This is a genomic window from Nocardia sp. NPDC056952, assembly GCF_042674185.1.
Lineage (GTDB): Bacteria > Actinomycetota > Actinomycetes > Mycobacteriales > Mycobacteriaceae > Nocardia.
The window spans coordinates 204084-229338 of record NZ_JBHURA010000010.1 but is presented as its reverse complement, the minus strand read 5'-3'; the positions used below and the strand labels follow the sequence as shown (position 1 = coordinate 229338).

At 68.4% G+C, this 25255-nt stretch carries 19 protein-coding genes; 12 read left to right on the top strand and 7 right to left on the bottom strand.

What is annotated here, in order from left to right:
* Positions 1-12: 12 nt before the first annotated feature.
* Both ACFTS5_RS28375 and ACFTS5_RS28370 read right to left on the bottom strand, forming a co-directional pair.
* Positions 13-432, bottom strand: coding sequence for a hypothetical protein (locus tag ACFTS5_RS28375; protein ID WP_378636795.1), 420 nt, complete (start codon positions 430-432; stop codon positions 13-15).
* A 26-nt stretch (positions 433-458) separates the two neighbouring features.
* The gene (locus ACFTS5_RS28370; protein ID WP_378636793.1) at positions 459-815 is read right to left on the bottom strand and encodes a nuclear transport factor 2 family protein; all 357 of its coding nucleotides are present in this window, start codon (positions 813-815) and stop codon (positions 459-461) included.
* Positions 816-973: 158 nt separating this feature from the next.
* On the opposite strand from ACFTS5_RS28370, the gene ACFTS5_RS28365 reads away from it, so the two are divergent.
* The gene (locus ACFTS5_RS28365) at positions 974-3808 is read left to right on the top strand and encodes an AAA family ATPase (protein WP_378636790.1); all 2835 of its coding nucleotides are present in this window, start codon (positions 974-976) and stop codon (positions 3806-3808) included.
* Positions 3809-3848: 40 nt separating this feature from the next.
* On the opposite strand, the gene ACFTS5_RS28360 is transcribed toward ACFTS5_RS28365, so the two are convergent.
* The gene (locus tag ACFTS5_RS28360) at positions 3849-4064 is read right to left on the bottom strand and encodes a hypothetical protein (protein ID WP_378636789.1); all 216 of its coding nucleotides are present in this window, start codon (positions 4062-4064) and stop codon (positions 3849-3851) included.
* A gap of 97 nt (positions 4065-4161) precedes the next feature.
* On the opposite strand from ACFTS5_RS28360, the gene ACFTS5_RS28355 reads away from it, so the two are divergent.
* Positions 4162-4596, top strand: a complete 435-nt coding sequence (locus ACFTS5_RS28355; protein ID WP_378636786.1) for a nitroreductase family deazaflavin-dependent oxidoreductase — start codon at positions 4162-4164, stop codon at positions 4594-4596.
* Between the two features lie 88 nt (positions 4597-4684).
* Positions 4685-6037: a threonine ammonia-lyase IlvA gene (gene ilvA, locus ACFTS5_RS28350; RefSeq protein ID WP_378636783.1), complete on the top strand. Its 1353-nt coding sequence runs from the start codon at positions 4685-4687 to the stop codon at positions 6035-6037.
* A 16-nt stretch (positions 6038-6053) separates the two neighbouring features.
* Here ilvA and ACFTS5_RS28345 read toward each other — a convergent pair whose 3' ends face one another.
* The 3 genes from ACFTS5_RS28345 to ACFTS5_RS28335 form a co-directional block, all read right to left on the bottom strand.
* A complete protein-coding gene (locus tag ACFTS5_RS28345) occupies positions 6054-7304 on the bottom strand; it encodes a serine hydrolase domain-containing protein (protein WP_378636781.1) in 1251 nt (416 codons plus the stop codon).
* 75 nt (positions 7305-7379) lie between these two features.
* Complete coding sequence (treZ, locus tag ACFTS5_RS28340) at positions 7380-9131, bottom strand: malto-oligosyltrehalose trehalohydrolase (protein ID WP_378636778.1); 1752 nt, start codon at positions 9129-9131, stop codon at positions 7380-7382.
* A gap of 45 nt (positions 9132-9176) precedes the next feature.
* Positions 9177-11102 (bottom strand): hypothetical protein, encoded by a 1926-nt coding sequence (locus ACFTS5_RS28335; protein WP_378636776.1) that lies wholly within the window; start codon positions 11100-11102, stop codon positions 9177-9179.
* Positions 11103-11232: 130 nt separating this feature from the next.
* On the opposite strand from ACFTS5_RS28335, the gene ACFTS5_RS28330 reads away from it, so the two are divergent.
* Both ACFTS5_RS28330 and ACFTS5_RS28325 read left to right on the top strand, forming a co-directional pair.
* Positions 11233-11805 carry a TetR/AcrR family transcriptional regulator gene (locus tag ACFTS5_RS28330; protein ID WP_378636773.1) on the top strand — a complete coding sequence of 191 codons (573 nt, stop codon included), beginning with the start codon at positions 11233-11235 and terminating at the stop codon, positions 11803-11805.
* A gap of 83 nt (positions 11806-11888) precedes the next feature.
* On the top strand, positions 11889-13085 hold the full coding sequence (locus tag ACFTS5_RS28325; protein WP_378636771.1) for a Cmx/CmrA family chloramphenicol efflux MFS transporter: 1197 nt from the start codon (positions 11889-11891) through the stop codon (positions 13083-13085).
* 57 nt (positions 13086-13142) lie between these two features.
* Here ACFTS5_RS28325 and dnaE read toward each other — a convergent pair whose 3' ends face one another.
* Complete coding sequence (dnaE, locus tag ACFTS5_RS28320) at positions 13143-16706, bottom strand: DNA polymerase III subunit alpha (protein WP_378636768.1); 3564 nt, start codon at positions 16704-16706, stop codon at positions 13143-13145.
* Positions 16707-16907: 201 nt separating this feature from the next.
* On the opposite strand from dnaE, the gene ACFTS5_RS28315 reads away from it, so the two are divergent.
* The 7 genes from ACFTS5_RS28315 (at position 16908) to acs (ending at position 25214) form a co-directional block, all read left to right on the top strand.
* Positions 16908-18086, top strand: a complete 1179-nt coding sequence (locus tag ACFTS5_RS28315) for a sensor histidine kinase (protein WP_378636767.1) — start codon at positions 16908-16910, stop codon at positions 18084-18086.
* A gap of 60 nt (positions 18087-18146) precedes the next feature.
* Positions 18147-18944 carry a LytR/AlgR family response regulator transcription factor gene (locus ACFTS5_RS28310; protein WP_378636765.1) on the top strand — a complete coding sequence of 266 codons (798 nt, stop codon included), beginning with the start codon at positions 18147-18149 and terminating at the stop codon, positions 18942-18944.
* Positions 18941-19306 carry a hypothetical protein gene (locus tag ACFTS5_RS28305; protein ID WP_378636762.1) on the top strand — a complete coding sequence of 122 codons (366 nt, stop codon included), beginning with the start codon at positions 18941-18943 and terminating at the stop codon, positions 19304-19306. Before ACFTS5_RS28310 ends, ACFTS5_RS28305 begins: the two co-directional genes overlap by 4 nt.
* Positions 19307-19337: 31 nt before the next feature.
* Complete coding sequence (locus ACFTS5_RS28300; RefSeq protein ID WP_378636760.1) at positions 19338-21092, top strand: cation acetate symporter; 1755 nt, start codon at positions 19338-19340, stop codon at positions 21090-21092.
* A gap of 152 nt (positions 21093-21244) precedes the next feature.
* Positions 21245-21598, top strand: coding sequence for a DUF485 domain-containing protein (locus tag ACFTS5_RS28295; protein ID WP_378636758.1), 354 nt, complete (start codon positions 21245-21247; stop codon positions 21596-21598).
* A complete protein-coding gene (locus tag ACFTS5_RS28290) occupies positions 21595-23232 on the top strand; it encodes a cation acetate symporter (protein ID WP_378636756.1) in 1638 nt (545 codons plus the stop codon). Before ACFTS5_RS28295 ends, ACFTS5_RS28290 begins: the two co-directional genes overlap by 4 nt.
* Before the next feature lie 77 nt (positions 23233-23309).
* Positions 23310-25214 carry an acetate--CoA ligase gene (gene acs / locus ACFTS5_RS28285; RefSeq protein ID WP_378636753.1) on the top strand — a complete coding sequence of 635 codons (1905 nt, stop codon included), beginning with the start codon at positions 23310-23312 and terminating at the stop codon, positions 25212-25214.
* Positions 25215-25255 lie beyond the last annotated feature (41 nt).

The following is a 25255-nucleotide window of genomic DNA, read 5'->3' as shown; positions in this document are numbered from 1 at the left end:
CTCGTGTCCAGCTCAGTGACTACGACGTAGTCCCAGATATTGCAGCGCGGCGAATCCGCCGACGGTCACCGACTGCAGCACCGCCCATACCGCGCCCACCGTGGTGAGACCGAGCGCACCGGTCGACAGCGCGGCGAGACTGGCCACGACCCAGGCGGTGTTCCCCGTCGCCACCGCCGACGCCGCAGCCCGATTGACCGGTGCCGATCGGCTGACGATCGCGACGGCCAGGCCGTAGGCGGTGAGGAAGGCGCCGATCGCGAGGCCGACACCGGCATCGAGTCCGAGTAGCCGTTCCAGTGGTTGCGCCAGTGCCAGGTAGGCCAGGCCGTTGGCGGTGGTGACGACGGCGTCGAGGCGCAGCGACAGCCGCAGCAGGTTCTCGCCGGAGGCGAACAACGCGGACAGACGGGACGGAGCGGTGGTGGTCATGGCGGATCTCCTTGGCTGCGAGGGGGTTAGGTGGTGGCGGGGACCTGGTCGAGGAAGCCGTAGACGCTGTCGATGCGGCCGTCGGTGAGGACGGCGACGTCGAAGCCGATCACCACGGCAGGGGCGTCGGCGGGGCCGAGACCCCAGGTGAAGCGGACCTGGTCGTGATGGGCGTCGACGGGACCGGCCAGGGTGAATGTCCAGTCGGGGAACTGAGCCTGGACACCGGCGATCGCGGCCTCGAGTTCGGCGTGGCCGGTGACCGCGACCAGCGGGTCGACGTAGCGGGCCTGCGGGGTGAACAGACGGGCGACCGCGGAGCGGCGGGCAGCGGGCTCGCGGGTGTTCCACGCTTCCAGGTACTGTGCGACGACGGTGTTCATCTCGACCTCCGAAATAGGCTGTGAGCTGGTGTTTCGCTGGTTGTTCCTGCGATGGACACAACGTTATGGCGTGCGGGGGGTCGGTCGAATCAGTCGCGTATAGGTACTTTTCCCAGCGCGACTGCCTGCGGTACCGGTACGGCGATACGGTGGAGCCCATGCTGCACGGACGCGATGCCGAACAGGCCAGGATCGATGACCTGCTCGGCGGGGCACGCGCGGGGCGAAGCGGGGCCCTGGTGGTGCGCGGCGAGGCCGGGATCGGGAAGACCGCGCTGCTGGATTACGCGGCAGCGCAAGGTGTTGCGACAGTGCGTAGCGCGGGGATCGAGTCCGAGGCCGAATTGCCCTTCGCGGCACTGCATCTGCTGGTCCGGCCGGGTATGGAGCTGGTGGGGCAGCTGCCGTCGCGGCAGCGTGACGCACTCGAGGCGGCGTTCGGGCTCGGCGAGGGCGAGCCCGCCGATCGGATGCTGATCGGGCTGGCGGTACTGACCCTGCTCGCCGAGGAAGCAGCCAACGGGCCGCTGCTGTGCCTGATCGACGACGCCCATTGGCTGGACCGGGCCAGCGCGGAGGCACTGCTGTTCGCGGCGCGCAGGCTCGAGGCCGAAGGGGTGGTGATGCTGTTCGCGACGCGCTCGGGGCCGCAGGATTTTCCCGCGCCCGGGCTGACAGAACTCGCCCTGTCCGGTCTGCGTCCCGAGGCGTCGGCGGCACTGCTCGATGCCGGTCCAACCCCGCTGAGTCCGGCCGTTCGGTATCGATTGCTCACCGAGTCGGGCGGTAATCCCCTCGCGCTGCTGGAACTTCCGGCAGTAGTCGGCGACGGCAGTGTCGATGACGCGAATCCGTTGCCGTTGACGCAGCGGTTACAGCTGGCCTTCCACGGCCGCGTCACCCGCTTGCCCACGGCGACGCGGACCGTGCTTCTGGTCGCGGCGGCGGCCGGTGCCGCGGACCTGGCGCCGATCTTGCGTGCCGCGGCCGGTCTCGATGCGTCACTGCCGGATCTGCAACCCGCCCAGGACGCGGGCATGATCGGCACCGACGGTCAGGTGCTGACCTGGCACCACCCACTGCTGCGGTCGGCGGTGTACCAAGGCGCCGCGCTCACCGACCGACTCGCCGCCCACCGCGCCCTGGCCGACGCACTGAGCGGCGACGACACCGCGGACCTGCGGGCATGGCATCTCGCCAGTGCCGCAACAGGTCCCGACGAGAACACCGCCACCGCACTCGAGCACACGGCCGACCGTGCCCGGCGCCGCCACGGCCTCCATGCCGCCGTGACCGCCTACGATCGCGCGGCCGCGCTGAGCATCGACGCGAGCGCGCGCGTGCGCAGACTCGTCCTCGCCGCCGAGTCCGCGACGGAGGCCGGCCTCACCGACCGCGCGGAGCGACTGGCCGAGCGAGCCGCGTCGCTGTCGAGCGAGGTCCGGAAGCCGGCGGGCGAGGCTGCCCCCGGCGGCCGAGCAACCGGCGGCCCGACGGAGCAGGCGGCGCGGCCTGGCGAACGAGGGCCTGTCAGCTCTGCCGGGGTGGTCGCCGGGAGTGGCGAGCAGGCCACCGCGCCCGAGGAAGGCGGAGCCGCGTTCGAGCTGCGGCTGGACCTGGTACGGGCGCAGGCCGAATTCGCGGGCGGCAAACCGGGTTCCGCGCATCGGCGGTTGATGTCAGCGGCCGTCGCGATGCGCGCATCCGATCCCCGTGGCGCGGCTCGGATCCTGACCAAGGCCGTGCACACCGCGTGGTACCTCGGACCCGGCGAGCTCGACGAGGTCGCCGATGTCCTGGCGACGCTGCGACTGGTGGAGGAAGACCCGGCGACGCCGATCGCGCGATATCTGACCGGGTCGGTGACAGGTCAGCGGGTCGCCGACCTGCGGGACGCGGCGGCCGCCGCCCGGACCGGCGGGGCGGACAGTCCGGCCGACCTCGTGCAGCTGTGTGGCAGCGGTTTGGTCGTCGGGCAGGACGAGCAGGTCGAGGAACTGGCAGGCGAGTTGATCAGGGAATGCAGGGAGCAGGGGCGGATCGGGTTGCTGGCGCCGCTGCTGTTCTTCCGATCCGAGGGGTTGTTGTTCGGCGGGCGACCGAGGGAGGGCCGGATCGCGGCCGAGGAAGGGCTGCGGATCGCACAGGACATCGGGCAGGCGCAGTGGATCAGTCAGATCCACGCATTTCTCGCGTATCTCGCCGCGCTACAGGGTGATTCGACATCGTGTCGAGACCATGCCGAGCGTGCGGCGGCCGAGGAGTTCGGCGGGCCGGGCGCGGTCGGTGCGTCGTGGGCGCACGCGGCCGTGGCACTGCTGGCACTCGGCGAGGGAAGGCTGGAGCAGGCAGGGACCGAGCTCGCGCATATGACGATCGAACCGGCGCGACACCACGTCATCGGGCTGCGCACACTCCCGGATCAGATCGAGGTGGCGGTTCGGCTCGGCGCGACCGACCGCGCTGCCGAGGCGCTGGATCGGCTCACCGCCTGGTCGCAGCGGGCCGAGCAGGACTGGATCGCAGCGCTGGCGGCCCGTGGACGCGCGTTGCTGGCCGACGGCTCGGCGGCCGAACAGCACTTCGTGGCCGCGCTCGCCGCCAACCGGCCGTTCGACGAAGCCCGCACTCGGCTGCTCTACGGCGAGTGGCTGCGCCGCGACAAGCGCAAGGTCGACGCGCGGACCCAGCTGGAACAGGCGACAGAGCTGTTCGATCGGCTCGGCGCGGCACCGTGGAGCGAACGCGCGCGCACCGAATTGGGCGCGCTCGGTGTCGGAACCGGTACGCGTGCGAGCGGCGGCCCGCTGAGCCTGCTCACCCCGCAGGAATCACAGATCGTGCGGCTGGCGGCGCAGGGATTGTCGAATCGGGAGATCGCGGCACGGCTGTTCCTGAGCCACCGCACCGTCGGCCATCACCTCTACAAGGCGTATCCGAAGCTGGGCGTGCTGTCGCGCGGTGAGTTGAGTTCGCTCGACCTGACGGAATGATCCGCCATCCGGGGAGAACGACCCTGGCCCGGTGCCCGAATCAGTTGCGCGACGCGGTGCGGGTGGCGCCGACGGTCCAGCGGACGGCGGCCACGGCGGCGGCCGCCAGCACCGCGACCTGCGGCGACCCGATGATCAGCAGCAACAGCGCGGCGACCACGAGCGCGGCGGCGAGCGCCTCGAGCTTGTAGACCGGCCAAGCGCTACCCGCGATGTCGACGGTCGCGGATGCTGCCGATGAGGTGAGCACTGCCATGCAGACCAGGATAGGCGTACATCGAAGTTCGGTCCACCGAACTTGTTCGAGTGGCTCTATCGGGAACATCACAGGGCGATGGTTCGTTGTGCAGGTCATGCCACTCACAGGAGAGTACGCACCGAGCACTTCGGACTGGGCACGCGAACAGGCCGAGACCTACGAGAACTCCGGCGGCGCCGAGGGCACCTCGTTGCAGGGCAAGCCCGTCATCCTGCTCACCACCAAGGGCGCCAAGACCGGCAAGCTGCGCAAGACGCCGCTGATGCGGGTCGAGCACGACGGCGAGTACGCCGTCGTCGCGTCGCTGGGCGGGGCGCCGAAGAATCCCGTCTGGTACCACAACATCAAGGCCGATCCGCACGTCGAACTGCGCGACGGCACCACCACCAAGGACTACACCGCACGCGAGGTCGTCGGCGACGAGCGAGCGCGGTGGTGGGAGCGCGCGGTCGCCGTCTGGCCAGACTACGACGAGTACACGAAGAAGACCGATCGCGTGATCCCGGTCTTCGTCCTCACACCGCGCTGAACCGCAGGTCCGAGCCCACCCGCCGCGGTCGCCCCGGCGGGTGGTTCCGCTCGCCGAGCGCGCGAACCGCCTCGGTAGCATTGTCCGGGTGTCCCCCATCGCTGACGTCGCCGAAGTGTCCGTAATCCGTCCGCCGCTCACCGCGGACGAGATCGACGCCGCCGCCAAGCGAATTTCCGACATCATCGAGCCGACTCCGCTGCAGTACAGCGCGCGGCTGTCGGCGAGCACCGGTGCGCAGGTGCACCTCAAGCGCGAAGACCTCACCGCGGTTCGCTCCTACAAGCTGCGCGGCGCCTACAACCTGATGGTGCAGCTCACCGCCGCCGAGCGCGCGGCCGGTGTGGTGACCGCCAGCGCGGGCAATCACGCGCAGGGCGTGGCGTTCGCCTGCCGGTCGATGGGTGTACGCGGGCGCATCTATGTGCCGACCACCACCCCCAAGCAGAAGCGCGACCGCATCCGCGTGCACGGCGGCGAGTTCGTCGAGCTGATCGCCGTCGGCGAAACCTACGACGCCGCGGCCGCGGCCGCCGCCGACGATGTCGCCCGCACCGGCGCCACCATGGTGCCGCCGTTCGACGACCCGCGCACCGCCGCGGGTCAGGGCACTATCGCCGCGGAGTTCCTCGACCAGCTCGGCACGGCCCCCGACCTGGTGATCGTCCCGGTCGGCGGCGGCGGCTGCCTCGCCGGCATCGGCACCTACCTGCGCGAACGCGCACCGCACACCGGCCTGCTGGCCGTCGAACCCGCGGGCGCGGCCTCGCTGACCGCCGCACTGGTCGCCGGCGCACCGGTGACGCTGCCCGAGATCGACCCGTTCGTCGACGGCGCCGCCGTGCGCCGCATCGGCGAACTGCCCTACCGGGCGGCGGCGTCGTTCGGCGGCCGGATGGTCTCGCATGCCTCGCTGCCCCTGCTCACCACACCCGGATCCTCCACCGGGACAGCGGCTTTCCGGGTGATGCTGGTCGACGAGGGTGCTATCTGCACCGCGATGCTCGACCTCTACCAGAGCGAAGGCATCATCGCCGAGCCCGCGGGCGCGCTGGCCACCGCGGCCTTGGCCGAGATCGACATCGCGCCCGACAGCACGGTCGTGGTGCTGGTCTCGGGTGGCAACAACGATGTGTCGCGCTACGGCGAGATCATCGAGCGCTCACTGGTGCACCGCGGTCTCAAGCACTACTTCCTGGTCGATTTCCCGCAGGAGCCCGGTGCACTGCGCCGCTTCCTCGACGATGTCCTCGGCCCCGACGACGACATCACCATGTTCGAGTACGTCAAGCGCAACAACCGGGATACCGGGGCCGCGCTGGTCGGCATCGAGCTCGGTGCCACCGACAACCTGTCGTCGCTGATGCACCGCATCGAGGAGTCCCCGATCCAGGCCGAACGCCTGGAACCGGGCTCCCCCGCCTATCGCTACCTGACGTAGGTTCGCCGCGCGGCGGTCACGCCGCCGCGCGGTCCTCGTGGTGTCCGGACGTGCGACTCGCGCGCACGCTCGACACGACCAGCGGCAGCAACCAGCCCATGGCGAGCTGGTCGTAGGGCAGCAGGATCTGGTCGAGACGGTTGTGCACGTAGGCCACCGACAGACCCGACTGCGGGTCGACCCAGCCGAACGAACCGCCGAGCCCGATATGGCCGAAGCCGTGCCGCGCGCCGGGGACGGGCAACGAGTGGTAGCCCAGGTGCCACATCATCGGCAGGTAGAACAGCGCGTGGTCGAGCCGGTAGCTCTGCACCCGGCGGATCGCGGCATGCGTGCTCTGCTGCAGGTACGGCGTACCGTCGACGGTGACGCCGTCGGCCAGCGCCGCGTACATCTTCGCCAGTCCGGCGGCGGTCGCGACGCCGTTGCCCGCGGGCATCTCGGTGTTCAGGATCGTGGGGTCGTCACCGTCGAGGATGCCGTCGAGGCCGGGCACGAACAGGCAGCGGGCGGCCGCGCCGAGCGGTCCGGGCAGCCGGAATCCGACATTGGCGAGGAAACTGGCGGCGACGGGATGCGCGGCGAAGCTCATGTGCGCGCCGGCCAGCCGGGCGTATTCGGTCGACGAGTCCGCGGCGGGGCGACCGAGGTGGATGCCGTCGATCCCGAGCGGATCGGTGACCTCGGTGCGGATCAGCTCGCTCATGCTCCGGCCGGTCACGCCCCTGGCCAGGCCCGCGAGCAGCCAGCCGTAGGTCAGCGCGTGATAGGTGGGGGTGCCGAGCATCCGGTCCGGGGTGGCCATGGCCAGGCGGTCCTCCATCAACTCGTGATCGAGGGCTTCCGCGGCGGTGGTGGCGACCGAGGACAGCGACGACAGCCCGGACCGGTGGGTGAGCACGTCGGCGACGGTGATCGCGCCCTTGCCGTGCGCGGCGAAACGCGGCCAGTATTCGGCGACCGGCGCCTGGTAGTCGATCAGTCCGCGATCGGCGAGCCGGTGGATCACGGTGGCGGTGACGCCCTTGGTCGCGGAGAACACGATCGCGCCGGTATCGGCGGTCCACGGCCGGTCACCCGCACTACCGGTCCAGAAATGGGCGAGTGGTTCACCGTGCCGATAGATGGCGAGTGCCCCGCCTGCGTCGCGGCGATGGCCGATCAAGGTGGCGAAAGCGCGCACCAGGGGACCGAATCCGGCCGGGGCATAACCCCCGACACCGGCCGGTAGGGCAGTGCTTTCCTGCCCGTAAGCGTCATTGCTCATCATCCGACTATACGGCGTTATGCCCATTCGGCAACGCCGCGTTTCGGACTGTGGCCGACCCGTAGCCCGGCGTCATCACTCGGTGACCACCGTCCCCGCGCCGTCACCTTCCTCGAGCACGGCGAAACTGTGGCCCGAAATCAGTGTTCCCGCACCGCTTTCGGTGGCAGGTGACCAGGCCAGCAGCACCCGACCGTGCACCGGGATCACGACTTCGTCCTCGGCGAGGTTGCACACCACCGAGATTCGGCCACGACGCAGGATGAACCAACGCTGTGCTTCGTCATAGTCGGCCCACACCCGTTCCAGCCATGGATCGGCGAACTCGGGCCGCGACTTGCGCAGGGCGAGCAGGCCGCGGTAGCAGGCGAGCAACCGGGCATGCGGTTCGCGACCGACCTCGGTCCAGTCGAGCTTGGAGCGGGTGAAGGTGTCCGGGTCCTGCGGGTCGGGCACCTCGTCGCTGGACCAGCCGTGCTCGGCGAATTCGGCCCGGCGCCCGGCGGCGGTGGCCGCGGCGACGACCGGGTCGGTGTGGGAGGTGAAGAACTGGAACGGGGTGCGCGCGCCCCACTCCTCCCCCATGAACAGCATCGGCGTGCTCGCCGAGAGCAGCACCAGCGCCGCCTTCACCGCGAGTTGACCGGGGGTGAGGTAGGCGCTGGGCCGATCACCGATCGCGCGATTGCCGATCTGATCGTGATTGCAGGTGTAGCCGAACAGCGCGCTGCCGGGGATGAGGTCGCGACGCAGCGGCGCGCCGTGAGTGCGGCCCCGGAAGCTGGAGTAGGTCCCGGCATGGAAGAAGCCGTGGGTGAGTGTCTGCGTGAGGCAGGCCAGTGAGCCGAAATCGGCGTAGTAGCCCTGCCTTTCGCCGGAGACGGCGGTGTGCACGGCGTGGTGCAGGTCGTCGTTCCACTGGCCGGTGAGCCCGTAGCCGCCTGCCGCGCGCGGTGTGATCAGGCGGGGGTCGTTGAGGTCGCTCTCCGCGATCAAGCTGAGCGGTCGGCCCAGATGTGCTGCCAACGCGGTGGTTTCGACGACGAGCTCGTCGAGCAGGTGGGTGGCGGTGCGGTCGACCAGCGCGTGGACGGCATCGATGCGCAAGGCGTCGAGGTGGAATTCGCGCAGCCAGCGCAGGGCGTTGTCGATGATGTAGGCGCGGACCGCGTCGGAGCCGGGCCCGTCGAGGTTGAGGCTCTGACCCCAGGTGTTGCGGCCCGCGGTGAGGTAGGGGCCGAAGCGCGGCAGGTAGTTGCCGCACGGGCCGAGGTGGTTGTAGACCACGTCGAGGCAGACCGCGAGGCCACGGGCGTGGCAGGCGTCGACGAAGCGTTGCAGGCCGTCGGGACCGCCGTAGCTTTCCTGTACCGCGTACCATCCGACGCCGTCGTAGCCCCAGTTGTGGGTGCCGTCGAAGGCGTTCACCGGCATGAGTTCGACGGTGGTGACGCCCAGTGTCACGAGATGGTCGAGGTGCTCGATCGCCGCGTCGAAGGTTCCTTCGGGGGTGAAGGTGCCGATGTGGAGTTCGTAGAACACCGAGCCGGCCAAGGGTCTGCCGGTCCAGTTCCGGTCGGTCCAGACCGTCTCGTCCAGGTCGTGGACAGCGGAGGTTTCGTGCACGCCGTCGGGCTGGCGGGCCGAGCGTGGGTCGGGCAACACCATCGGGTCGTCGTCGATCAGGAATCCGTAACGGGCACCCTGACCTGCTTCGACGCGGACCGACCAATTGCCGCCGCCGTTTCTTCGCATCGGGTGCTCGACCCCGTCCAGTTGCAGCCGCACCGCCCCCGCCTCCGGCGCCCACACCCGAAACTGCCTCATCGGCCCAGCATCGCATGCCCCGCGCCGGTGTGCTCGATCAACGATTCACCGCGCGTGTGCGGCGACCCCGACCGGTCCGGCGCCGACACACAGCGACTGCCGCTCGTCGAGGGATCTGATCCGCAGGGTGTCGCCGCCTCCGAGCAGCCGGATGTACACGGTGTTCAAGCCCGCGCGCACGTCGGCGATCGTCTCGGTCTCGCCCTCGAAGGACAGCGCGATCCGGCCGTCACGTTCGGCGTTGTAGTTCACCTGGGCCGTCCAGTCGCGGATCTGCATGGGGCCGTCGAGGGGGAGGTTGGCGCCGGTGGTGCCGTGCACCCGGTACCCGCAGCGGGGTTCGGGGCCCTCGACGATGGCACGGTTCCACCAGACCTGCGCGGGGACGACGGCGCCCTCGTCGGTGATCATTCGCAGGCGCGGAGTCGAGAGGGCGAAGGTGGTGGGGGTCGAGATCGGGGCGAAGACACGGTCGGTCATGTTCTCGGGGAAGGCCAACGGGTTCAAGACGTTCCACGGAACCTCTTGGGGCAGCAGCGGCGCGTCGGCGGCGCCGGGGAGCGCGGCTCGCACGCCGCTGACGTAGGTGCGGGCCGGGCTCGGTTCCCAGGATTCGGTGAAGGTGATCGTCGAGTACACACTGCTCGCGAGGAACACGACGATCGCCGAGACACCCACTATCTGCCGAGCTCGACCATCGCGTCCCACCTCGACCGGAGCCGATCCGCTGACGGTGCGCGCACGTGCCGGATCTACGCCGGCCGGAATTCGCTGGTGTGCAGGCTCGTTCGATCCGAATACAGAACTCCACCGGTGCCGACGGGGTGCCAGCGTGATCAACGCGAGCGCGACGGTCGCGATGACGGCGAAATCGGCGAAGTAGCGCACCGATTGGAGGAGCAGACCTGCGGTACTCGGGCCGTCACGCAGGAGGACGACGGGCGCGATGGTCAGGACCGCGTATCCGGCGGCGCTCACCCAGATCGCGCCGACCCGGCAGCGGGTACGAATCGTCCACGCCGCGAACAGGATCAGCGACAGCCAGCTCAGCGCGACCAGCAAGCTCGGCGAGTCCGCCCACGGGGTGGCGGGTTGCCAGCGTTCCCAGCGCCATGGACCGCCGAACAGCGCGGGTACCAACCCGTCGGACAGCGCGCGGCTCCACAGGGACCCGGGATGTTCGGGAGCCGAGAGTCCCCTCGGGCGTTGGATGACGAGCAGAAAACCCGCCGACCACGTCAGCAGCACCGCGCCGCCCGCCGCCCACAGCGCGCCCCCACGCCGAGCGGCTGCCCGCACGGATCGACCCGTCACGTGCGCGGCCAGCACTGCCACCGCGAAAGCCACCGGCAGCACGACCACCGATTTCTCGAAGAACAGCAACGCCACCGCGAACACCACAGCCCCCGACACCGCATATCGACGCCGCCCGGTTCGCACCAGCCGCACCGCGTCCGCGCTCACCCATGCCAGCGCGAGCTGCAACGGCAGCGCGTTCACCGCCGCCGACCACCAGGCGAACGCGGGCACCGTCAGCGGGACGAACAGGTAGAACGCCAGGGGTCCGAGCAGGCGGGTGCGGACCCCGAGCAGCACGATCAACAGTCGCAGCACCGCCAGCGAAGCGAGCAACTGCAACCCGGTCAGCACCACGACAGCGGCTGCCCAATTCAACGGCGCCACCTCGGTGACCAGCCAGGTCAGCACGAACGCCAACGGCATGACGTGCCCGTCGTGACTGGTGAACAGCAATTCCGTCGAGAGCACCGGCTGGCTGCTCACCCGGCCGATCAGCAGGAAATCGTCCCAGTAGAAGAATCCGGACGCGGCCACCCAGCCGCGCAGAACCAGCTGCGCCACGATCAGCGCCGCCGCGACGAGCAGCACCGTCCGCCCGGTCATCCGCCACGGCACCGGCCGCGACGGGTCACGGGAGTGCGGTGGCGAGTCGAGCAGCGGCACGGACGTCACGTCTCTCGACGCTAGCCCGTAGTTCGCGGGGCGGCCATCACGACCCACCACAGGGGAGTCACCGAGGGGCTGTGTCCACCCACAGCCCAGTTTTGGACTGAACTGTTCAAAATGTGCTACGGTCGTCGACATGGCCAGACCCAAGGAATTCGACGAGCACCGCGCCGTGGACGCCGCGATGCGGGCATTCTGGTCCGCCGGTTACGAGGCGACCTCCACCCAGGACCTCTGCGCCGCGACAGGTTTGGGCCGCAGCAGCATCTACAACACCTTCACCAGCAAGCGCGACCTGTTCGATCGCGCTCTGCGTCACTACATGACCACGAAGAACACCCCCCTCTTCGACATCCTCGGCAGCGACGCACCGGCCAGGGAGCGGATCGCCGACATCCTGCGCCGTACCGCCGAGGCGCCCGATACCGAACCAGCGGGCTGCCTCGTGGTGAACTCGATCGTCGAACTCGCCCCGCACGATGCCGCTGCCCGCGAACTCCTGGACACCGACGGCGAGCGCCGTCTCGACGCGCTCACGGCGACTGTCGAAAGTGGCCAGCGCGCAGGCGAATTCGCCGCCGATCGGGACGCACGCGCCATCGCCCAGTTCCTGACCGCCACCATCAGCGGCATGCGCGTCGCGGCACGCGGCGGCGCCGATCGCGCCACCCTCACCGCGATCGCCGATACCGCGATGCGCTGCCTCTGAGTTCCACCGGCCCACACCGTCTTTCACCATGCCCATATTTTGAACTGATTGATCCAAAACATTTCGACGTACGAGAGGTTGTCATGCCGACCGCTGTCTACATCCTGGGCTTGTCCATCTTCGCCCAGGGCACCTCCGAGCTGATGCTGGCCGGTCTCCTCCCCGAAATGGCCGCCGACCTGGGCGTCTCCATTCCCAGTGCGGGACTGCTCATCTCGGCCTTCGCACTCGGCATGCTGGTCGGCGCGCCGCTGCTGGCCGTGGTGACGCTGCGCTGGCCACGCCGTGACGCGCTGCTGGCCTTCCTCGCGATCTTCGTCGCGGCCCATGTCGTGGGCGCGCTGAGCAGCGACTACTGGGTGATCTTCGGGACCCGCGTGGTGAGCGCCTTCGTCTACGCGGGATTCTGGGCGCTGGCGGCGGCGACCGCGGTGAGTCTGGTAGCCCCACAGCTACGCGGACGGGCGATGAGCATCGTCGCGGGTGGACTCACCATCGCCACGATATTCGGGGTACCCGCGGGCACCGTCATCGGCCAGCATCTGGGCTGGCGCGCGGCCTTCTGGGCGGTCGCCGGGCTGTCCGCTCTGACGATGATCGGTGTGTTCACGAAGATTCCCGGCGGTCGACCCGCCGCGTTCCCCGCGCTGCGCAGCGAATTGCGGGTGATGGCGAACCCCCGGCTGTGGGTGTCCTACGGCGCCACCGCGCTGTCGACGGGGTCGGCGTTCGTCACCTTCGCCTATCTCGGCGCGATGCTGGCCGACACCACCGGCATCTCGGTGGCATGGGTCCCCGCCGTGCTGGGTCTGTACGGCGTCGGCGGATTGATCGGCATCACGATCGGCGGTCGATTCGCCGACGCGCACCCGTTCCGCACGCTGTACGTAGGGGCAGCCGGGATGACGGTAGTCGCGGCCGCGATCGCGGTCACCGCACACTCCCCTGCCCCGATGATCGTGCTCGTGTTGCTGCTCGGCGCTTTCGGCTTCGCCACGAACCCGGCCCTGAACACCCGCGTCTTCACGCTGGCCGACGGCGCCCCCACACTGGCCGCGGCGACCAACTACTCAGCGTTCAACGTCGGGATCACCGTCGGTCCCTGGCTGGGCGGGCTGGCCATCGGCGCGGGACTCGGCTTCACCTCGGTCGGCTGGATCGGCGCCGGGCTCGGTCTGGCCATGCTCGCCACCGTCGGGCTGTCCCATCGGCTGGAACGTGAACCTCGCACGGCCGCTGCCACTTCCGAGCCGCGAGTGCCCGCGCTCACCTACCCGTAACCTCGAGACGTCGAAACCCACCCGCGGCAGATACGGGTGGTTTCGACGTATCGGGGCTCAGCCGAGGCAGCCCGGGCCGAGCAGCGCTTTCAGGTCCCCCATCAGCGCGGAGGACGGCGACACTCGCCAGGCGTCGTCGAGTTTGAGCATGGTGGTCTTCTCGCGGGCGCCGACGTGGCGGATGAAGACATCCGAGGTGCCCTGGTGCCGGGTGAGAACCTTCTTCAGCTCACCGAGCTTGTCGGGCGTGCACATCCGGGTCGTCATGACCACCGCCACCGGCTTGGCCACGCCGATGGCCGAGAGGTCGGGGACGACGAGGTCGTTGGCGATCAGGGAGATGCGGTCGTCACGCACCGAGACGCGGGCCTTCACCAGCACCACGGCGTCTTCGACCACATCCATGCCGTACACCGAGTACGACTGCGGGAAGAACAGCACCTCCACGCCACCGGTGAGGTCTTCCAATTGCGCCGAGGCCCAGGCCAGCCCGTTCTTGTTGATCCGGCGGTTCACCGAGGCGAGGATGCCGCCGATGGTCACCTGCGCGCCGTCCTTGACGTCGCCTTCCAGAATCGCCGGGATGGGGGTATCGACCTGGGCGGCCAGCACGTGCTCGACACCGTTGAGCGGGTGGCCGGACACGTAGAGGCCCAGCATCTCCCGTTCGAGGGCGAGCTTGTGCTTGGTCTCCCATTCGTCCTCGGGGACTTTGACATTGAACACCGACGCCATCGAGTCGTCGCCGTCGTCGAGACCGCCGAACAGGTCGAACTGGCCGATCGCCTCGGCCTTCTTGGTCGACATCACCGCGTCGATCGCGTCGGAGTGGATCAGCAGCAGGCCCTTGCGCGGGTGCCCGAGTGAGTCGAATCCGCCTGCCTTGATGAGGGATTCGGTGACCTTCTTGGAGCAGGCGATCGCGTCGATCTTGTTCAGGTAGTCGGAGAAGTCGGTGAACTTCGACTTCTCCTTACGCGCGGTGATGATCGAGCCGACCACGTTGGTACCGACGTTGCGGACCGCGCCGAGGCCGAAGCGGATGTCGGTGCCGACGGAGGCGAAGTTCAGCTCCGATTCGTTGACATCGGGCGGCAGCACCGTGATACCCATCTTGCGGCAATCCGACAGGTAGATGGCGGCTTTGTCCTTGTCGTCACCGACCGAGGTGAGCAGACCCGCCATGTACTCGGCCGGATAGTTGGCCTTGAGGTAGGCGGTCCAGAAGGAGACGAGGCCGTAGCCCGCGGCGTGTGATTTGTTGAACGCGTACCCGGCGAACGGGAGAATCGTGTCCCACAGCGCCTTGATGGCGGGCTCGGAGAAGTCGTTGGCGAGCATGCCGTCGCGGAAGCCGGCGTAGGCCTCTTCCAGGACGGACAGCTTCTTCTTACCCATGGCGCGGCGCAGGATATCGGCTTGGCCGAGCGAGTACCCGGCCACCTTCTGCGCGATCTGCATGATCTGTTCCTGATAGACGATCAGGCCGAAGGTGTCGGCCAGGATCTCTTTCAGTGGCTCTTCGAGTTCGGGGTGGATCGGTTTGACTTCTTGCCGGTTGTTCTTGCGGTCGGCGTAGTCGTTGTGCGCGTTCATGCCCATCGGGCCGGGGCGGTACAGCGCGAGGACGGCGACGATATCGCCGAAGCCGGTGGGTTGCATGCGGCGCAGCAGGTCGCGCATGGCGCTGCCGTCGAGCTGGAACACGCCCAGGGTGTCGCCGCGGGCGAGCAGTTCGTAGGTGGCCGGGTCGTCGAGCGGCAGGTTGTCCATGTCCAGATCGATGCCGCGGTTGGCCTTGATGTTCTCCAGGGCATCACCGATGACGGTGAGGTTGCGCAGACCCAGGAAGTCCATCTTCAGCAGACCGATGGCCTCGCACGACGGGTAGTCCCAGCCGGTGATGATCGCGCCGTCCTGGGCGCGCTTCCACACCGGGATCGCGTCGGTGAGCGGCTCCGAGGACATGATGACCGCGCAGGCGTGCACGCCGGCGTTGCGGATCAGGCCTTCCAGACCGCGCGCCGTTTCGTAGATCTTGGCGACATCGGGGTTGCTCGCGATGAGTTCGCGAACTTCGGTGGCTTCCTTGTACCGCTCGTGGTCGGGATCGGTGATGCCGGCGACCGAGATGTCCTTGGCCATGATCGGCGGCGGCAGCGCCTTGGTGATCTGGTCGGCAATGGCGAAACCGGGCTGGCCGAACAGGACTCGCGCGGAGTCCTTGATCGCGGCCTTGGTCTTGATGGTGCCGAAGGTGATCACCTGGGCAACACGGTCGCTGCCCCACTTCTCGGTGGCGTAGCGGACCATCTCACCGCGGCGGCGATCATCGAAGTCGATATCGATATCGGGCATCGACACGCGCTCGGGGTTGAGGAATCGCTCGAACAGCAGGCCGTGCGGGATGGGGTCGATATTGGTGATGCCCATCGCGTAGGCGACCAGCGAGCCTGCCGCCGAACCACGGCCGGGGCCGACGCGGATGCCGACCTCGAGCGCGTGCTTGATCAGGTCACCGACGACGAGGAAGTAAGCCGGGAAACCCATTTCGCAGATGACTTTGAGTTCGAAATCGGCGCGGTCGAGATATTCGCGCGAGGGACCGTCCGGGAAGCGGCGATCGAGACCGTCGAGGACTTCCTTGCGCAACCAGCTGGCCTGGTCGTGGCCTTCGGGCACCGGGAAGATCGGCATCCGGTCGCGGTGGGCCCATACGTCGTCGTAGGGCTGGACGCGCTCGCCGATGAGCTCGGTGTTGTCACACGCGCCGGGGACTTCGGCGTCCCAGATGGCGCGCATCTCCGCGGCGGACTTGAGGTAGTAACCGTCACCGTCGAACTTGAAGCGGGTCGGGTCCGAGAGCGTCTTGCCGGTCTGAATGCACAGCAGCGCTTCGTGGTTGACCGACTGGTCCTTGGTGACGTAGTGGCAGTCGTTGGTGGCGATCGGCGGGATGCCGAGCTGCTTGCTGATATCGATCAGGCCCTCGCGGACCCGGCGCTCGATGGACAGACCGTGGTCCATCACCTCGAGGAAGAAGTTGTCGGCGCCGAAGATCTCCTGCCACTTCGCGGCGGCTTCGAGCGCTTCGCGATCGTGGCCCAGACGCAGCCGGGTCTGCACCTCGCCCGACGGGCAGCCGGTCGTCGCGATGATGCCCTCGGCGTGCTGGGCGATGATCTCCTCGTCCATGCGGGCCCACTTGCCCAGCTGGCCCTCGATGGAGGCCAGGCTCGACAGCTTGAACAGGTTGCGCAGGCCGGTCGCGTTCTCGGCGACCATGGTCATGTGGGTGTAGGCACCCGAGCCCGAGACATCGTCGCCCTTCTGGCCCGGATCGCCCCACTTCACACGCTTGGTGTCGAAGCGCGAGCCCGGTGCGATGTAGGCCTCGATGCCGATGATCGGCTTGATGCCCGCCTTCTTGGCCGAGTTGTAGAACTCCGAGGCGCCGTACATGTTGCCGTGGTCGGTCATGCCGACCGCGGTCATGCCCAACCGATCCGCCTCCGCGAACAGCGGCGAGATCTTCGCCGCTCCATCGAGCATCGAGTACTCGGTGTGGTTGTGCAGGTGAACGAACGATCCGGACGGAGCCAAGACGGTCCTTCCTCCCATAGAGTCGGCGGGGGTTGGCCTTGGCATTCTATGCACGGGGGTCCGACACATTCGGCAGGCTACGAAGCGCGCCTGGGCGGGAGGCGGCGTGTCGTGGTGAACGTCACCGACGGGCACTCGATCTCGAGAAGAAGGCGACCTGATCCGATTCCGGCACCCACACCGACATAATCGATCGGTGCACTCCGATCGGCCGACTCGATGACCCCCTTCATCGTGGCCGCTGCGGCCCTCGCCCTGCTGGTCGTGGCCTTGCTGGTGTGGCGGCGCACGCAGCGGGTGGTCACCACACCCGCCCAGCGGGCTGTGCACCAAGCGCTGCACACCGCGTCGCTGGCAGCCGTGCCGTTGCGACGTGGGCTGACCGAGGAGTCCGCGAGTGAAGCGGCGCCACACCTGCGGGCTCTCGCGGGCGCCGAGGCGCTGGGCGTGGCCGATGCCGAGGGGACACTGCTGGCGTGGGACGGTCCGCATACCGGGATGTTCGCCTCGTTCGCCGAGGCGGCGCGGCGGGCCGTCGCCGACGAGCGGCCGGTGCTGGTCACCGGTGACGAGCACACGTTGATCGCGCAGCCGTTGCCGATCGACACGGGGGCGGCGGTGGGTGTGCTCGGCATGGTGACGACCGGGACGCCGGGGCCGGGCATGCTCGGGGCGGTCGCGGAGGTGGCGCGCTACGCGTGTGGGCAGTTGGAACTCGCCGAGCTGGATGCGTCGAGGGCTCGGGTCGACCGGGCCGAACTGCGGGCGCTGCGAGCCCAGATCAGCCCGCATTTCATCTACAACGCGCTGAACACGATCGCCTCGTTCGTCCGCACCGACCCGGATCGGGCCCGCGAACTGATCCTCGAATTCGCCGACTTCACCCGCTATTCCTTCCGCGCCGCGGGCGAATTCACCGTGCTCGCCGACGAACTGCGCAATATCGAGCGATATCTGGCATTGGAACAGGCCCGCTTCGGCGACGCGCTCGACGTGCGTCTGCGCATCGCACCGGAAGTTCTCGGTGTCGTGCTGCCCTTCCTCGCCTTGCAGCCACTCGTCGAGAACGCGGTCCGGCACGGCCTCGCCGGCGGCGGCCGAGGCGGCCAGCTGAGCATCGTCGCCACCGACGCGGGCACCGACTGCCTGATCAGTGTCGAAGACGACGGCATCGGCATGGACCCCGACCTCCTGCGCTCCGGCGCCCTCGACGCGGTCGACACCGGCTCCGGCCCGGCCCGCACCGGCGAGGCAGCCCACGTGGGCCTCGCCAACGTCGACGACCGCCTCCGCGCCGCCTTCGGCAACGACTACGGCCTGGTCGTGGAAACCGCACCCGGTGCGGGGACGAAAGTCAGCATGCGCGTCCCGAAGTTCCGCGCCGGTATCCGCGCCTGACTCCTCGCGTGGGCGGCGTTCGACACCGCCGCCGAGGGTGCCGGTTACGATGGATGGGTTGTGACTTGGAACACCGATGAACCCTCGACCGCTCTGCGGGTGCTCGCCGTCGATGATGAGAAACCGGCGCTGGACGAGCTCGTGTATCTGCTGAGCACGCAGGCGGGGGTCGGTGAGATCTATCGGGCCGGTGAGGCGACCGGGGCATTGCGGTTGTTGCGGGCACATCCCATCGACGCGGTATTCCTCGATATCGATATGCCAGGTCTCACGGGGATGGAATTGGCGGGAATCCTGTCGGAATTCGCGGAGCCGCCCGCGGTGGTGTTCGTGACCGCCCACGATGATCACGCGGTGGCCGCCTTCGATTTGGGGGCGGTGGATTATCTGTTGAAGCCCCTGCGCGGAGCTCGATTGGGTGAGGCGGTGCGGCGGATTCTGGCGGGACGCATCTCGGTGCCCGCGACGGTCGTGGCGGAGTCCGCGCATCCGAGCGAGGTGATTCCGGTGGAGCTCGGCGGGGTGACCACCTTGGTGAACCGGGCTGATGTGGCGTGGGTCGAAGCGGATGGGGATTACGCACGGTTGCATACCGGAAGTGGGTCGCATCTGGTGCGAATTCCGCTGTCGGCGTTGGAATCACGATGGGAGGATGCCGGTTTTTTGCGGGTGCATCGGTCATATCTGGTGGCCTTGCGATTGGTGACCGGGTTGCGCAGCGCGGGGAACGCGACGGTGGTGTGTCTGCGGGCCGAGGGGGCGGCGGGCGCGGTGGAATTGCCGGTGAGCCGACGGCAGGTGCGCGAACTCAAGCAGCGGCTGGTGCACGGGCCACGGCAGAACTGGTCACAGCGGTGACGGGTCCGCAGCGACCGCCGCGTGAACGCGTGGTGCTGGCGCAGCGGCGGGGTGCGCGTCAGGTGCGCACTCGCACGGAGGTGGTCGAGCAGACCGACCTGGGCGCGGCGCTGATCGGTGGGCTGATCCGGGCGCAGCTGGGTCTGGCCTTGCGGCTCGGGCTGGTGGTGGCGGTCGGGTTCGGCGCGCTGCCGGTGCTGTTTCGCATCGACGCGATCGCCGAGGCCGCGGTCCTCGGCATTCGGGTGCCGTGGCTGATCCTCGGCGTGGTCGCGTTCCCGGTGCTCTATGCGGTGGGGTGGTCCTATGTTCGCCTGGCCCAGCGCAACGAAGACGACTTCCTGGAACTGGCCGGGGACTGACACACATGCCGCGCGAACAGACGCTGACCCTATGAACCCCGGCACTCCCGCGCTCACCGTCGCCGCACTGCTGCTGGCGGCGCTCGCCACTGTCGGCATCGGGTTCTACGGAGTGCGCCTGTCCCGCACGACTTCCGATTTCCTTGTCGCTTCACGCACCGTGGGCTCGCGGTGGAACGCCGCAGCGATCTCCGGTGAATACCTCTCCGCCGCTTCCTTTCTCGGTGTCGCCGGATTGATCGCCAAATACGGCGCGGACGCCCTGTGGTATCCGGTGGGTTTCACCGCTGGTTATCTGGGCCTGCTGATGTTCGTGGCCGCGCCGCTGCGCCGATCTGGTGCCTACACCGTGCCGGACTTCGCCGAATTCCGGTTGGGTTCGATTCGATTGCGGCGCATGGCCGCCGGACTCGTCGTCTTGGTCTGCGCGGTGTATCTGATTCCGCAGTTCCAGGGAGCCGGACTCACGCTGCACATTCTGCTCGGAGTACCCGCCTGGGTAGGTGCGGTCTCGGTCGGCGCGATCGTATCGGCGAATGTGATCGGCGGCGGAATGCGCTCTGTGACCTTGGTGCAGGCATTCCAGTACTGGCTGAAGTTGACGGCGGTGGCGGTGCCCGCGCTGGTGCTCGGAATGCATTTCCTCGCCGACGAACGACCGGTCGCCACCCCGGTACCGCCCACGGTCGACGCGCGCACCACCGTCGACATCTCCACCGATGTCGTCGTGCACCTGGATGTTTCACAACAGGTCACGATCACCGGAACACTCGACGGGCAACCCAGCGCGGGACCGGTGGTGCTGACACCGGGCGATCACACCCTCACCGAAGGCAGCGAACTGGTCCTCGCGCCGGGCTCGGCCGTTCCGGTGGTGGCCGGAGCACCGGCCGACGGCGCGAGCTGGGTGGCGCCCGGCGGCGGCTTCGGCGGACAACATCCGCAGTACCAGGTGTTCTCGCTGATCGTGGCGACTTTCCTCGGCACCATGGGACTGCCGCATGTGCTCGTTCGCTTCTATACCAATCGTGACGGCCCGTCCGCGCGGCGGACCGCGCTCACCGTGATCGGGCTGGTCGGCGTCTTCTACCTGTTCCCGATCCTGCTCGGCGTCTTCGCCCGCCTCTACGTGCCCCAATTGCTGATCACCGGCGCCTCCGACGCTGCGGTGGTGCTGCTACCGGGCGCGGTGCTCGGCGGACTCGGCGGACAACTGCTGGCCGCGCTGGCGGCCGCCGGGGCGATCGCGGCATTCCTGTCCACCTCGTCGGGGCTGCTGGTCAGCTTGGCGGGTGTGCTCAGTACCGACGTGCTGCGCGGCCGGATCCGGGACTTCCGCCTCGCCGCCCTGGTCGCGGGCCTGGTCCCGCTGACCCTCGCGGTCACCGTGGCGTCCCTGGATCTGTCGCGCACCGTCGCCCTGGCCTTCTCGGTGGCCGCGTCGACGCTGTGCCCGCTGCTCGTGCTCGGCATCTGGTGGCGCGGACTCACCGCGACCGGTGCAGCCGCGGGCATGCTCACCGGCGGCGTCACCGCCGGCGGAGCGACCGTGCTGGCGGTGCTCGGTGGCGTCTCCCCCGACCTGGCGAACGGGTGGCCCGCCGCGATCGTCGACTATCCGGGCGCGGTGAGCGTACCGCTGGCCTTCGCGGTGACCATCCTGGTCAGCCTCGCCACCACGGGTCAGGATCCCCGGGCGGTGGCGGGGGTGTTCCTGCGCATGCACGCCCCCGAACGGCTCGGGATGAGTGCGGATCGCGACCCCGAAACCGCCACTCGCCGGTGATCTCGCACCGACCGTTCGTCGCACCACACCGACCGCTCACCGCACGGGCGGCCACCTTCACCGAGTGACCCACACCACACCACCATGCGCTCGCGTCCGGGGACCTACCGTCATCTCCACGCACGACCCCCCTTCACGCTAGGACGACCGGCATGACCCAAACCGACACCGAGGCGCCAGATCCGCGCACGCCGAGTGCCGACGAATGGCTCGCGGTACAAGCGAGTCCGCAGTTCCAAGATCTGCGAAACCGGCTGCGCCGCTTCATCTTCCCGATGACCGCGCTGTTCCTGGTGTGGTATCTGAGCTATGTGCTGCTCGGCGCGTACGCGCACGACTTCATGGCGCAGAAGGTCTTCGGCAACATCAACGTGGGCCTGCTGCTCGGCCTCGGGCAGTTCGTCTCCACGTTCCTCATCACCGGGCTCTATGTCCGATTCGCCAACCGTGAACTGGACCCGCGCGCCGCGGCCATCCGCGACGAACTCGAAGGGGGCCAGGCATGAGCGTCACCCTTGCCGCGTCTTCGACGGTGGGCAATCCCATCGCCAATATCGCCATTTTCCTGCTGTTCGTCGCGGTCACCATGGTCGTGGTGATCCGGGCCAGCCGCAACAACGCCAGCGCCGCGGACTATTTCACCGGCGGACGCGGCTTCTCCGGCCCGCAGAACGGCATCGCCATCGCCGGTGACTACCTGTCGGCCGCGAGCTTCCTCGGCATCGCGGGCGCGATCGCCGTCTACGGCTACGACGGGTTCCTGTATTCGATCGGGTTCCTCGTCGCCTGGCTCGTCGCGCTGCTGCTGGTGGCCGAAATGCTGCGCAACACCGGCAAATTCACCATGGCCGACGTACTCAGCTTCCGGCTGAAGGAAGGCCCGGTGCGCACCGCGGCCGCGCTGACCACCCTCACCGTCTCGCTGTTCTATCTGCTCGCGCAGATGGCGGGCGCCGGCGGCCTGGTCGCGCTGCTGCTCGATATCTCCAGCCGCACCGGGCAATCCATCGTCATCGCGGCCGTCGGTGTGCTGATGATCGTGTATGTGCTGGTCGGTGGCATGAAGGGCACCACCTGGGTACAGATCATCAAGGCGGTGCTGCTGATCGCCGGTGCCGGTCTGATGACGGTGATGGTGCTGTCGAAGTACGGGTTCAATTTCTCCGACATCCTCGGTGCCGCACAGGAATCGGTGAGCGAGTCCACCAGCAAGGCGGTCGCCGCCCGCGATGTGCTCGCTCCCGGCGCGCAATACGGCGGCAGCGAGATGTCGAAGCTGAACTTCCTGTCGCTGGGCCTGGCCCTGGTACTCGGCACCGCGGGTCTGCCGCACGTGCTGATGCGCTTCTACACGGTCCCGACCGCGAAAGAGGCTCGGCGCTCGGTGGTGTGGGCGATCGGCCTGATCGGCGCCTTCTACCTGTTCACCCTGGTGCTCGGTTACGGCGCGGCGGCCATCGTGGGCCCGGACAAGATCCTCGCCGCGGCGGGTGGCCAGAACTCGGCGGCGCCGCTGCTGGCGTTCGAACTCGGCGGGGTGATCCTGCTCGGGGTGATCTCGGCGGTCGCGTTCGCGACGATCCTCGCGGTCGTGGCCGGACTCACCATCACCGCATCGGCGTCGTTCGCCCACGACATCTACGCCAGTGTGATCAAGAAGGGCAAGGTCGACGAGGTCAAGCAGGTGCGGGTCTCGCGGATCACCGCCGTGGTGATCGGTGTGCTCGCGATCGGTCTCGGCATCCTCGCCAACGGCCAGAACATCGCGTTCCTGGTGGCGCTGGCGTTCGCGGTGGCGGCGGCGGCGAACCTGCCGACAATCCTGTATTCGCTGTTCTGGAAGCGCTTCAACACCACCGGCGCGCTGTGGTCGATGTACGGCGGCCTGATCTCGACCATCGTGCTCATCGTGTTCTCGCCCGCGGTATCGGGCAACAAGACCGCGATGATCAAGGATGCGGATTTCGACTGGTTCCCGCTGTCCAACCCGGGCATCGTGTCCATTCCGCTGGCGTTCGCGCTCGGTGTACTCGGCACCTTCCTGGGTGGCCGTGGCGAGCAGGTCGACCAGGCCAAGGCCGCGGAGATGGAAGTCCGGTCCCTGACCGGCGTCGGTGCGGAGAAGGCGATCTCGCACTGACGCCCACCCTGCCCGTGCCGGTGGTTCGCCCCACCGGCACGGGTTGTACCCCCATGCTTTTCGAAGGAGAGATTCTTGTGACCAGTTACCCGCCCGCCCCGGAGTTCGTCGCGCAGGCCAATGCCGATGCCACGCTGTACGAGCGGGCGCGCACCGACCGCGACGGTTTCTGGGCAGAGCAGGCCAACCGGCTGCACTGGCACAAGCCCTTCACCGAGGTACTCGACTGGACCGACGCGCCGGTCGCGCGCTGGTTCGGCGACGGCGAGCTCAATGTCGCCTACAACTGCCTCGACCGCCACGTCATCGACGGCCACGGCGACCAGGTCGCCATCCACTGGGAGGGCGAACCCGGCGACTCCCGCGCGATCACCTACGCGGAGTTGCTCGATGAGGTGTGCCGGGCCGCGAACACTTTCACCGCGCTAGGACTCGCGGCGGGCGATCGCGTCGCGATCTACATGCCGATGGTGCCCGAAGCGATCGTGACGATGCTGGCGTGCGCGCGGCTCGGTCTCACCCACTCGGTGGTGTTCGCCGGGTTCTCCCCCACGGCGCTGCGCCAGCGGGTCGACGACGCCGAGGCCAAGCTGATCGTGACCACCGACGGGCAGTGGCGTCGCGGCAAGCCCGCCGCGCTGAAGTACGCCGTCGACGAGGCGCTGGGTTCGGATCCGTCGAGCGTCGAGCATGTGCTGGTGGTGCGCCGGGTCGGCCTGGACGTTCCGTGGACCGAGGTGCGCGATCTGTGGTGGGATGAAACCGTCGCTGTCGCTTCACCTTCGCACGAGGCACAGTCCTTCCCCGCCGAGCATCCACTGTTCATCCTCTACACCTCCGGCACCACCGGAAAGCCCAAGGGCATCCTGCACACCACCGGCGGATACCTCACCCAAACCGCCTACACCCACCACAACGTCTTCGACCACAAAGCGGGACACGACATCTACTGGTGCACCGCCGACATCGGCTGGGTCACCGGGCACAGCTACATCGTCTACGGGCCGCTCGCCAACCGCGCGACGCAGATCGTGTACGAGGGCACGCCGAATTTCCCCGACCAGAATCGTCATTTCGAGATCATCGAGAAGTACGGCGTCACCATCTATTACACCGCGCCGACGTTGATCCGCACGTTCATGAAGTGGGGTCGTGAGATCCCCGACGCCCACGATCTGAGCACGCTGCGACTGCTCGGTTCCGTCGGCGAACCCATCAATCCCGAAGCCTGGCGCTGGTACCGGGAAGTCTTCGGCGCGAACAAGACTCCGATCGTCGACACCTGGTGGCAGACCGAGACCGGCGCCATCATGATCGCGCCGCTGCCCGGCGTCACCGACACCAAGCCCGGCGCCGCGATGGGCCCGCTGCCGGGGATCTCCGCCAAGGTCGTAGACGACGACGGCACGCCACTGGGGCCCGATGAATCCGGGCTGCTCGTCCTCGATCAGCCGTGGCCGTCGATGCTGCGCGGCATCTGGAACGACATGGACCGCTACCGCGAAACCTATTGGCAGCGTTTCGCTTCCGACGGCTGGTACTTCGCCGGAGACGGGGCCAAGCTCGATGCCGACGGTGATCTGTGGATCCTGGGGCGCGTCGACGACGTCATGAATGTGTCCGGTCATCGCATCTCCACCGCCGAGGTGGAATCCGCGCTGGTCGGGCACCCGGCCGTCGCCGAGGCCGCGGTGGTCGGTGCCTCCGACGAGACGACCGGGCAGGGAATCGTCGCCTTCGTCATCCTCACCGGATCGGCGGCCACGGCCGACGCGCTCGTGTCCGAGCTCGAGGCGGCGGTGTCGCTCGAGATCAGTCCGATCGCGAGGCCGCGCGAGATCCACATCGTGCCGGAGCTGCCCAAGACCCGCAGCGGCAAGATCATGCGCAGGCTGTTGCGCGATGTCGCCGAGGGCCGAGAGCTCGGTGACACCTCGACACTGGTCGATCCGACGGTATTCGAGTCGATCGCCACCGCGTGAAGCAACGGCTGGCCCATGTCACCGTGGGCCGGACCCGAACC

Bases quoted from the DNA above. Each gene is read 5' to 3' on its own strand.
- ACFTS5_RS28375 (WP_378636795.1), bottom strand. From the start codon at position 432: ATGACCACCACCGCTCCGTCCCGTCTGTCCGCGTTGTTCGCCTCCGGC.
- ACFTS5_RS28370 (WP_378636793.1), bottom strand. From the start codon at position 815: ATGAACACCGTCGTCGCACAGTACCTGGAAGCGTGGAACACCCGCGAG.
- ACFTS5_RS28365 (WP_378636790.1), top strand. From the start codon at position 974: ATGCTGCACGGACGCGATGCCGAACAGGCCAGGATCGATGACCTGCTC.
- ACFTS5_RS28360 (WP_378636789.1), bottom strand. From the start codon at position 4,064: ATGGCAGTGCTCACCTCATCGGCAGCATCCGCGACCGTCGACATCGCG.
- ACFTS5_RS28355 (WP_378636786.1), top strand. From the start codon at position 4,162: ATGCCACTCACAGGAGAGTACGCACCGAGCACTTCGGACTGGGCACGC.
- ACFTS5_RS28345 (WP_378636781.1), bottom strand. From the start codon at position 7,304: ATGAGCAATGACGCTTACGGGCAGGAAAGCACTGCCCTACCGGCCGGT.
- treZ (WP_378636778.1), bottom strand. From the start codon at position 9,131: ATGAGGCAGTTTCGGGTGTGGGCGCCGGAGGCGGGGGCGGTGCGGCTG.
- ACFTS5_RS28330 (WP_378636773.1), top strand. From the start codon at position 11,233: ATGGCCAGACCCAAGGAATTCGACGAGCACCGCGCCGTGGACGCCGCG.
- ACFTS5_RS28325 (WP_378636771.1), top strand. From the start codon at position 11,889: ATGCCGACCGCTGTCTACATCCTGGGCTTGTCCATCTTCGCCCAGGGC.
- dnaE (WP_378636768.1), bottom strand. From the start codon at position 16,706: ATGGGAGGAAGGACCGTCTTGGCTCCGTCCGGATCGTTCGTTCACCTG.
- ACFTS5_RS28315 (WP_378636767.1), top strand. From the start codon at position 16,908: ATGACCCCCTTCATCGTGGCCGCTGCGGCCCTCGCCCTGCTGGTCGTG.
- ACFTS5_RS28300 (WP_378636760.1), top strand. From the start codon at position 19,338: ATGAACCCCGGCACTCCCGCGCTCACCGTCGCCGCACTGCTGCTGGCG.
- ACFTS5_RS28295 (WP_378636758.1), top strand. From the start codon at position 21,245: ATGACCCAAACCGACACCGAGGCGCCAGATCCGCGCACGCCGAGTGCC.
- ACFTS5_RS28290 (WP_378636756.1), top strand. From the start codon at position 21,595: ATGAGCGTCACCCTTGCCGCGTCTTCGACGGTGGGCAATCCCATCGCC.